At 38.7% G+C, this 9503-nt stretch carries 8 protein-coding genes; 5 read left to right on the top strand and 3 right to left on the bottom strand.

The annotated features are described in order from the left end of the window. The first annotated feature begins 297 nt into the window (after positions 1-297). The 3 genes from radA (at position 298) to GHI45_RS09180 (ending at position 3539) form a co-directional block, all read left to right on the top strand. Positions 298-1662 carry a DNA repair protein RadA gene (gene radA, locus GHI45_RS09190; protein ID WP_147780445.1) on the top strand — a complete coding sequence of 455 codons (1365 nt, stop codon included), beginning with the start codon at positions 298-300 and terminating at the stop codon, positions 1660-1662. A 79-nt stretch (positions 1663-1741) separates the two neighbouring features. After that, positions 1742-2815: a PIN/TRAM domain-containing protein gene (locus GHI45_RS09185; protein ID WP_147780444.1), complete on the top strand. Its 1074-nt coding sequence runs from the start codon at positions 1742-1744 to the stop codon at positions 2813-2815. Positions 2816-2909: 94 nt separating this feature from the next. Next, positions 2910-3539 (top strand): pyridoxamine 5'-phosphate oxidase family protein, encoded by a 630-nt coding sequence (locus tag GHI45_RS09180; RefSeq protein ID WP_147780443.1) that lies wholly within the window; start codon positions 2910-2912, stop codon positions 3537-3539. Between the two features lie 40 nt (positions 3540-3579). Here GHI45_RS09180 and GHI45_RS09175 read toward each other — a convergent pair whose 3' ends face one another. Both GHI45_RS09175 and GHI45_RS09170 read right to left on the bottom strand, forming a co-directional pair. After that, complete coding sequence (locus tag GHI45_RS09175) at positions 3580-4080, bottom strand: GNAT family N-acetyltransferase (protein ID WP_147780442.1); 501 nt, start codon at positions 4078-4080, stop codon at positions 3580-3582. Between the two features lie 40 nt (positions 4081-4120). Further along, positions 4121-4825 (bottom strand): alpha/beta fold hydrolase, encoded by a 705-nt coding sequence (locus tag GHI45_RS09170; RefSeq protein ID WP_147780441.1) that lies wholly within the window; start codon positions 4823-4825, stop codon positions 4121-4123. Positions 4826-4975: 150 nt separating this feature from the next. On the opposite strand from GHI45_RS09170, the gene GHI45_RS09165 reads away from it, so the two are divergent. Then, positions 4976-5458 (top strand): peroxiredoxin, encoded by a 483-nt coding sequence (locus GHI45_RS09165; protein ID WP_147780447.1) that lies wholly within the window; start codon positions 4976-4978, stop codon positions 5456-5458. 111 nt (positions 5459-5569) lie between these two features. Next, entirely contained in the window at positions 5570-8110 is a 2541-nt protein-coding gene (locus tag GHI45_RS09160) for a M1 family metallopeptidase (protein ID WP_147780440.1), read from the top strand. Positions 8111-8141: 31 nt separating this feature from the next. Here GHI45_RS09160 and GHI45_RS09155 read toward each other — a convergent pair whose 3' ends face one another. Continuing rightward, positions 8142-9359 carry a cation diffusion facilitator family transporter gene (locus GHI45_RS09155; protein ID WP_147780439.1) on the bottom strand — a complete coding sequence of 406 codons (1218 nt, stop codon included), beginning with the start codon at positions 9357-9359 and terminating at the stop codon, positions 8142-8144. Positions 9360-9503: the final 144 nt, after the last annotated feature.

The raw sequence follows: 9503 nt of genomic DNA, 5'->3' as shown, positions 1-9503 counted from the left end.
ACAAAAACGACTTCGAATGAAGTCGCTCGTATTGAAACTTGGATGAATCACTATCCAAGAAAAATGTTCAAGTATCAGACACCTTTTCAGATGTTACAGGGTGGCTAGATTAAATTTGCAATTTGCCTAAAATAAAAAAAGTCCAGATTTAATTCTGGACTTTTAATTTCCCCATTTCCGGCCATCGGATTTTGTGCTCTTTGTGAAAATATGATAAAATAAGAGGAGAAGAAAAAGCGGATTTCCGCTTTTTTGTTACAATTTGAAAATAAATACGTATTAAAAATAGAGGGTCAAATGGCTAAGAAAAAATCATCAACATTTTTATGTCAAAATTGCAGTTATAAATCTGCATCTTACTTGGGAAGATGTCCAAATTGTGGCGAGTGGAGTTCATTTGTTGAAGAAGTAGAAATTGCTGAGGTCAAGCATGCCCGCATTTCTGTTTCAGGTGAGCGTTCTAAGCCCATGAAACTTGATGAAGTTGAGTTATTTGAAACACCCAGAGTTGAGACAGATCTTGACGAATTCAATCGCGTGCTAGGGGGAGGAATTGTACCCGGAAGTTTAGTGTTGATTGGTGGTGATCCAGGCATTGGGAAGTCAACATTGCTTTTGCAGGTGTCAACGCAGCTTGCCTCACGTGGTCGTGTGCTTTATGTCAGCGGGGAAGAATCAGCCCAACAAATCAAATTGCGAGCGGAAAGACTTGGCGATATTGACAGTGACTTTTATCTTTATGCTGAAACCAATATGCAAGTCATTCGGGCAGAAGTTGAACGTTTGCAGCCGAATTTTTTAATTATTGATTCGATTCAAACCATCATGTCTCCAGAACTTCCAGGGACTCAAGGCTCTGTCAGCCAAGTGCGTGAAGTAACGGGTGAATTGATGCAAATCGCCAAGACCAATAATATTGCGACATTTATCGTAGGCCATGTCACAAAAGAGGGAACATTGGCGGGGCCTCGTATGCTTGAACATATGGTAGATACCGTTTTATATTTTGAAGGGGAACGGAATAATACTTTTCGTATTTTACGAGCTGTCAAAAATCGTTTTGGTTCGACCAATGAAATTGGAATTTTTGAGATGCAGGGGCAAGGCTTGATAGAAGTAACTAATCCGTCGGAAGTGTTCTTGGAGGAAAGGCTTGAAGGATCAACTGGCTCAGCAATTGTATGTGCATTAGAAGGCACGCGACCTATTTTGGTGGAAATTCAGGCTTTGACCACACCAACCATGTTTGGTAATGCAAAACGAACAACAGCAGGACTTGATTTCAACCGGATTAGTTTGATTATTGCAGTGCTTGAAAAGCGAGCAGGTTTGATGATGCAAAATCAAGATGCCTATCTGAAATCAGCAGGTGGTGTCAAATTGGACGAACCAGCGATTGACCTTGCGGTTGCCGTTGCGATTGCATCAAGTTATAAAGAAATGCCAACGGGCGCAGATGAATGTTTCATTGGTGAAATTGGTTTGACGGGCGAAATTCGACGGGTGACAAGGATTGAACAACGGTTGAATGAGGCAAGTAAATTGGGCTTTAAAAAGGTTTATGCACCGAAAAATTCACTTTTGGGGCTTGAAATTCCAGAGCATATCAAGGTCATTGGTGTGACTACTTTAAGCGAATGTCTAAAATTAGTCTTTGGTTAAAGTAAAATAAGATAAATTTAAACTCTTATGTTATAATGAATTTATGGCGAACGCCAAAATAAAATATGGGAGGTTGAATATGCGTCGTTGGGTTATTCATCTATTGATGATGATTGTAGGTGCTTCCTTAGGGATTACCCTTTTACCAGTTCTTGGGAACGCAATTGGGCAAAGCAATACAATCTTGGATCACGGCATTTTTGACGGTTTAGTTGGTGCACTTATTTTTCTTATTCTTTCGTTTTTGGTTTCAGGAAAGATGTTACGTGGTTTGAAACGTTTGGAAGCTAAAATTACAAATCTTAATTTATCAAAATTGGTTTATAATTTTATCGGAGCAATTTTGGGACTTTTGGTCGGTGTTTTGGGGTCAATTCCTCTTGGTCGATTGAACATTCCAATCTTGAATTCCCTTGTTCCATTTTTATTGATTTTAATTTTCGTTTATCTGGGATACATGATTTTTGATAAGCGAGGAGAAGAAATCTTTCGTGTTCTTCTGAGAAGAAGAAAAGAAGCCATTGTTGAAGAAGAAGCTGCTGAAAAAACTGAGCCAGTCGTAGAACATGCTATTTTATTGGATACGAGTTCAGTTATTGACGGTCGAATTTTAGACGTTTTGAAAACGGGATTTATTTCTGATAAAGTCATTGTTCCGAACTTTGTTTTGCTTGAACTTCAGACCATTTCTGATAGTTCAGACAGTTTAAAACGTGCCAAAGGACGTCGAGGATTGGATTTGGTCAATGCCTTGAAAGAATTTGACAATGTTGAAATTTCAAACAAAGATTATACGGATGTTCATGAAGTTGACACCAAGTTGTTGCGTTATGCAAGCGAAACGGGTGCTAAATTGGTCACAAATGACTTTAATTTGAATAAGGTTGCTGAGATTCAAGGCGTTCGCGTTTTGAATATCAATGATTTGGCAAATGCGGTTAAAACACAACTGGTTGTTGGGGAACAAATTCGCGTACAAATCATTCGTGAAGGGTCAGAACGTCAACAAGGCGTGGCATATTTGCCAGATGGCACAATGATTGTCATTGAGGACACTGCCAAAATGATTGACAAGACAGTTTTAGTTGAAGTCGATAAAGTCCTTCAAACATCGGCTGGTCGTATGATTTTTGCAAATTTAGTAAGTAAATAAAAGAAAAGCTGACAGGAATGTCGGCTTTTTTTATTTTTAAATTCCGAGAGCTTTATTTTGTGATAAAATAAAAGTGATTAGAAATGGAGAAAAAATGTATTTTAAACGTTTTATGCAATTATTCCTTATTTTTTTGATTTCTGCAGCAGTTCTGTTAGGACTTGTTTCTACAAATTTTGCGGGATATTCTTGGTTGACAGTCATTCTGTCAGTGCTGCTTGCTTATCTTATCTTGATTTTGCCACTTGTGGCTTTGACAGTGCTTAAGGCGAAGAAAAAGGAAAATACGGTTGGAAGTCAGGCTGACGGGGGAGAATTTTCTAAGATATTGAAAGAATTGCCAGGTTATATTGTCTTGAGTTATAGTCAAAATGGAAATTCATCAACAAGTATCATGAGCTACCTTCAATCGGAGCATGCGGAAAATGTGTGGTACATGGTATCGGATAAACGGGCGTCAAAACTTAAGATAATTGAGCAAAACAGTGCGGTCAGCTTTACGAGCTGGTTTAATCATGCGGCGGGAGATTGCCGCTTGTCCTCAAATCGAGTGACAGCAGAGATATTTGAGGGCGAACAAATCCTGTCAGAGCTTACAAATGAGCCAAAAATTCGTTCGCTTCATGAAAATGCAGCAAAAATGGCGCTTATCAAGTTGACCATTCATTCTGCCTTGTTTGAAAGTAACAAGGGCGATTTGCGTGTCTTTGAATTTGAGAAATAAAAAACACTTCGAGTGAGAAAATCGAGGTGTTTTTTTATTGTCAGAGCTGATAAGTCATGTTGTACCAGACTTCGCCTGCAAGTTGCGACTCAGAGCGTCCTTCATTGGTAAAGCCTTGTTTTTCATAATATGGAATGAGAAACTTGAGGCAAGTTAAACTAATGAGCTCTCGGTTGCTGGCTTTGCTGACTTCAATCAATTTTTTGATTAAACGACTGGCAATTTTGTGTTTGCGATACTCTTTCAGTACGGCAAGACTGGTGACAGTTTGAAATTTATCAGAGGCTTTGTTTTTGTCAGAACGGACAAATAAATCATCTGTGATGTAGCGATTGCTTGATGTTGGGCCAACAATCATACCAATCACTTGGCCATTTTTGTCCATGTCTCTTGCTACAATGAAAGTATCAGCATTCTTTTCAATCCGCTCAAGCATTGATGCCCGAGAAGAAGCTTCGTCAGCAGTGAAACAGCTCGTTTCCACAGTCATGATGTCGTCTAAATCTGTAAGTTCGGCAAAAGATAATTGTATATTTGTCATAACATAATTCTAACATATTAAAATAAAAATTTGAATAGGGTTAGTGTTTGTCAGTGCTGACAGCCTTAAGAAAATGACTTACAATTCTATTAAAGCGATGTGGTTGCGTTCTAAAAAAGAGATGAGAAGCAAATGGGGCAATGATGAGTTTGGCATGTGGAATGGCATTTTTGATTGCCCGCGCGTGACCGTATTTGATCACGTCAAACTGACCAATCAAGACCAGTGTTTTTGCCGAAATCTGAGACAAATCAGTCAAATCAAGTCCCGTATCTTCTGTCAACAGCTCCAATGTTGGACTCTTGATTTTGAACCAGTTTTTTATTCGATTGATAAAAGAGAAGATAAAACGCAGAATAGAATAAAGCCCATTGAAATTAAGGTTTCCAGCGTTGAGAATGAGTTCGGTAAACCGCTCGGGCTGTAAAGCAGCGAGGAGCATGGCTGTATTTGCCCCATCACTAAAACCGAGCAAAGTTGCTTTTTTGATGTTTTCTTTGTCCAAAATACTAAAAACATCTTCTGAAAGATCACGAAAAGTCATGCGTTCGCCTAAAAAAATACTTTGACCATGAGCCCTGGTATCAATCGTTAAACAGGTGTAGAATTTTGAAAAATAAGCGACTTGTTTCTTAAAAACTTTCATGGATTGAGAATTTCCATGCAAAAAGATCATGACAGGGCCACGCCCGCAAAGTTGATAGTGTATTTTGACTTGATCTGCAGTTAAAATCCATTTTTCCATATTCTGTATCACTTTCAAAACAAGTATATCAAAAAATGAGAGAAAATTAAATAATTTCTGAAAATAAATAAATGAGCATATTTCTATTTTAAGATTTTTTAAAATGTTATGATAGAAATATAATAAAATAATAGAAAAATGAGGAATAACATGTCATTTGATTTGAAGCGCCACGGAGAAAAATTAACGACAATCAACCCAGTTATTGAAGGAGCTGCACCTGATTTTGCTTTGACAGATTTAGCAGGTCAAACCATTCGCTTGTCAGAGCTGACAAAACCAGTTCTTATCAGTGTTTTCCCTGACATCAATACGCGTGTTTGTTCTTTGCAGACCAAGCATTTTAATCTTGAAGCCAGCAAACATCATGAGATTGATTTTTTGAGTATTTCTAACAATACGAAAGACCAACAAAAAAACTGGTGTGCAGCGGAAGGTGTTGACATGACAGTCCTTTCTGACAACGGAGATTTTGGACGAGCTTACGGTTTGCTGATGACTGACGGAGAAATGAGCGGCAAACTTGCGCGTGCAACGTTCGTTGTCAAAGCGGGTCAGATTACTTATCACGAAATTTTGACTGAGATTACTGATGAACCAAACTATGAGGCAGCTCTAGCAGCAACAAAATAAAAAATGTCCTTCGGGGCATTTTTTGTCTTTTTATAAATTACATTTGTCAGTACTCGAAATTTTGTACTCAATTTGATATAATTAAGTTAATACTGAAAAATAGGAGAAATTATGGCTGTAAAACACCTTATTGACACATTTGTGCCAGAAAACTACAAGATTTTCCTTGATATTGACCGCAAAACAAAGACTTTTAAAGGTCAAGTCGCAATCAAAGGGGAAGCAAAAGGCGAAAACGTCTATTTCCATGCGAAAGATTTGCATATCCACAATGTTCGCGTCTTTAGCGTTGATACCAATTTTATGAATGATTATGAAAATGAAGAAGTTGTTGTTGGCGTTGGAACTACAGGAAATGTCACAATTTTATTTGAATATGAAGGCAAAATCACAGATAACATGATGGGAATTTACCCTTCATATTACGAAGTGAATGGCGAAAAGAAAATGCTTATTGGTACGCAATTTGAAAGCCATTTTGCACGTCAAGCCTTCCCATCAATCGATGAACCTGAAGCAAAAGCAACTTTTGATTTGTCTGTCAAATTTGACGAAGAACCAGGCGATACAATCATTTCTAACATGCCTGAATTGCTTAACATTGAAGGCATTCACGTCTTTGAACGTACTGTAAAAATGAGTTCATATTTGCTTGCCTTTGTCTTTGGCGATATGCAATACAAGACAGCGAAAACAAAATCAGGTGTCACTGTTGGGACATTCTCAACGAAAGCACATAAACCAGAAGCACTTGATTTCCCGCTTGAAATTGCAACAAAATGTATTGAATTCTATGAAGATTACTTCAAGACACCATACCCACTTGCACACAGTTGGAACGTTGCCTTGCCTGACTTCTCTGCTGGAGCAATGGAAAACTGGGGCTGTATCACTTATCGTGAAGTTTGTATGCTCGTTGACCCAGACAATGCGACAGCAGCAAGCAAACAATATGTGGCATCTGTTATCTGTCACGAACTTGCTCACCAATGGTTTGGCGACTTAGTTACAATGAAATGGTGGGATGATTTGTGGCTCAATGAATCATTTGCCAACATGATGGAATACGTTGCTTGTGATGCCTTGCATCCTGAATGGGACATTTGGAATCACTTCTCAATCGTTGAAGCAAACATGGCTTTGAACCGTGATGCAACTGACGGTGTTCAATCTGTCCACGTTGAAGTAACACACCCAGACGAAATCAATACTTTGTTTGACCCAGCAATCGTTTATGCCAAAGGAGCGCGTCTCATGGTGATGCTCCGCAAATGGCTTGGCGATACTGATTTCTCAGCTGGTTTGCACAATTACTTTGAAACACACAAATACGGTAACACTGTCGGAAATGACTTGTGGGTTGCCCTTTCTGAAACGTCAGGAAAAGATGTTGCTGGCCTTATGAGTTCATGGCTTGATCAACCTGGTTATCCAGTGGTTGATGTTCGTGTTGAAGGCGACGAACTTGTCCTTTCACAAAAACAATTCTTCATTGGTGAAGGCGAAGAAGTTGGACGCTTGTGGCAAGTGCCACTTAACAGTTCATGGACTGGTTTACCAGATGTTCTTGGTGAACGTGAAGTGCGTGTAGCAGGCTTTGCTAGCTTGAAAGCAGCCAATAAAGGTGTGGCTTTCCGCTTGAATGATCAAAATGCCGCACACTATGTGGTTAATTATGAAGCATCATTGTTGGAAGAACTTGTGTCAGCACTGACAGAACTTGACGAAATCACTAAATTCCAAATCTTGCAAGACCGTAAGAATTTGGCCAAAGGTGAAGTGATTTCTTATGCTGAAGTAGTTAAATTATTGCCATACTTTACAGATGAAAAATCTTACATCGTTTCGCAAGCCCTGAACCAAGTGATTGCAGATGTTGAATTGTTCGTTGATGAAGACTCAAGCGCAGAAAAAGACTTCCATAAGACAGTAGATGCCTTGTTCAGTAAAGATTATGCTCGACTTGGTTGGGAAAAAATCGTTGGCGAAAGTTCAGATGATGAAACACAACGTGGTCTCGTGTTGAACAAGATGATTGCTGCTGACAATGCAGAAGCAAAAGCGAAAGCAAGTGAAATTTTTGCTGCACACGCTGACAAGATGGAAACAATTCCTGCTGACATTCGTTTGATTGTTTTGAGCAATGAAATCAAAACGAAAAACGACATGGCTTTGGTTAAATCATTTATCGGCACTTACGTGAAAACGAGTGTTGCTGAATACAAAGGCGAACTTTCTGCTGCTGTAGCAAACGCTAAAGATCCAGAAATCACAGCTCTCATTCTTAAAGACATGAAAGATGGCGAAATCATCAAACCTCAAGATATCTCATCATGGTACTTGCGTGTCTTAAACAAAGACTTCAGTCAAGATACCGCATGGGCTTGGGCTAAAGAAAATTGGGAATGGGTTAAAGAAAAACTCGGTGGCGACATGAGCTTTGACAAGTTTGTTATTTACCCAGCAAATGTCTTTAAAACAGCTGAAAAATTGGCTGAATACAAAGCATTCTTTGAACCAAAACTTGATATTCTTGGACTTGGTCGTTCAATCAAGATGGGAATCAAGCAAATTGAAGCTCGCGTGAATTTGATTGAAAATCAAAAGGAAGCAGTTGTTGCTAGCCTTGCTGAAATTTCAGAAAAAATGTAATAAAGAAAAACTGATGCTAGCATCAGTTTTTTTATTTTTTAGGTGTGATTTGACGGAACATACAAAGCCAATAATCATGTCTGCGCCACAAGCTACTGACTTCAAATACTTGCCCATGTTCAACATATTCGTAAGTAAGGATAAAGGTTTTTTTACTGATTTGTTCGGAATGATAAGCTTTCAGTGCCAGATTTTTCTCTGTCAACGGATTTTCTGTCAGTGCTGACAACTTTTGCTGGCGACTGACAGGACTTCCATCAAGTGAAATTTCATGATATTCAGGTGCCAAAAGTTGTTCAAGCTGGTTTAAGTTTAAAACTTTTTCTTCTTTTTCTAATAATTCCAAGGCTCGTGAAGCATAATGTTCGACTTCAGGAAGTTCAGCTGGCTCAACATGCACATCTACATCATAGACCTCAAACTGATCAATCAATAACTTTTCAATATTTTCAGTTGCCGCATGGCTTTCGAAAACGCTCAAATCAGGTGACATTTCGACAACGACATCAAGAAAGATATTGCTTCCATAAGTTCTTCCGCGAACGAGTTTGACGCGAGATACTTTTGGTGCGAGTGAGATAGCTTTAATGTATTCTTCTATTAAAGTTTCATCGAATCCATCAGAAAGCGAGAAAACCGAGTCCTTGAAAATGTCATAGGCTGTTTTTAAGATAAAAGCCGCAATCAGAAGGGCCATCGCCTCATCAAGCCAGCTTAGTTTAATAACAGAAGCAAGAATAGCAATCGCAGTCCCTATTGAAGTAACAGCGTCACTGAGATTATCTTTACTGGCAGCAAGCAAGGCTTGAGACTTTGTCTTTTTTGCCAAACGGTTGGTGTAAAAATAAACGCCAATCATGATAAAGGCTGAAAATAGAGCAACCACTGCCCCGATTGGATCAATGGCTTCTTCTTTACCGGTAACGATATTGGTAATGGTATCACGTAAGACTTCAAAACCAACAAAGAACATGATGAAGCTGGAAACGAGACTTGCAATAGACTCGATTTTCCAATGACCGTAAACATGATCGTTGTCAGCAGGAATACGTGCGATGCGCAAACCAATGAGAATGGCAATGTTTCCTAAAATATCAGTTAAGTTATTAAAACCGTTGGCTTTCAAGGCTGCTGAATGGGTCAGCTGTGCAACAACGATTTGCCCGATTGACAAAACAATATAAGCTAAAATCGAAACCCAAACGCCTTTTTCAGCCAGTTTGAGATTATTTGAACGTGTATTTTGCATGATGGCTCCGTCCTATTTTTTACATGTCTTTCTATTATATCAAAAATTCCGTTCGCAGTGCCGAAAATATCCTGTAAATATGATAAAAACGTTGACTTAAGCGAAGAAAAACGTTAGACTATATTAGTTAGCTTATATAATAAA

The sequence above is a fragment of the Lactococcus sp. dk101 genome (genome assembly GCF_009601055.1).
Classification (GTDB): Bacteria; Bacillota; Bacilli; order Lactobacillales; family Streptococcaceae; genus Lactococcus.
This window is presented reverse-complemented; position numbering and strand designations above follow the sequence as displayed.

Bases quoted from the DNA above. Each gene is read 5' to 3' on its own strand.
- radA (WP_147780445.1), top strand. From the start codon at position 298: ATGGCTAAGAAAAAATCATCAACATTTTTATGTCAAAATTGCAGTTAT.
- GHI45_RS09185 (WP_147780444.1), top strand. From the start codon at position 1,742: ATGCGTCGTTGGGTTATTCATCTATTGATGATGATTGTAGGTGCTTCC.
- GHI45_RS09180 (WP_147780443.1), top strand. From the start codon at position 2,910: ATGTATTTTAAACGTTTTATGCAATTATTCCTTATTTTTTTGATTTCT.
- GHI45_RS09175 (WP_147780442.1), bottom strand. From the start codon at position 4,080: ATGACAAATATACAATTATCTTTTGCCGAACTTACAGATTTAGACGAC.
- GHI45_RS09170 (WP_147780441.1), bottom strand. From the start codon at position 4,825: ATGGAAAAATGGATTTTAACTGCAGATCAAGTCAAAATACACTATCAA.
- GHI45_RS09165 (WP_147780447.1), top strand. From the start codon at position 4,976: ATGTCATTTGATTTGAAGCGCCACGGAGAAAAATTAACGACAATCAAC.
- GHI45_RS09160 (WP_147780440.1), top strand. From the start codon at position 5,570: ATGGCTGTAAAACACCTTATTGACACATTTGTGCCAGAAAACTACAAG.
- GHI45_RS09155 (WP_147780439.1), bottom strand. From the start codon at position 9,359: ATGCAAAATACACGTTCAAATAATCTCAAACTGGCTGAAAAAGGCGTT.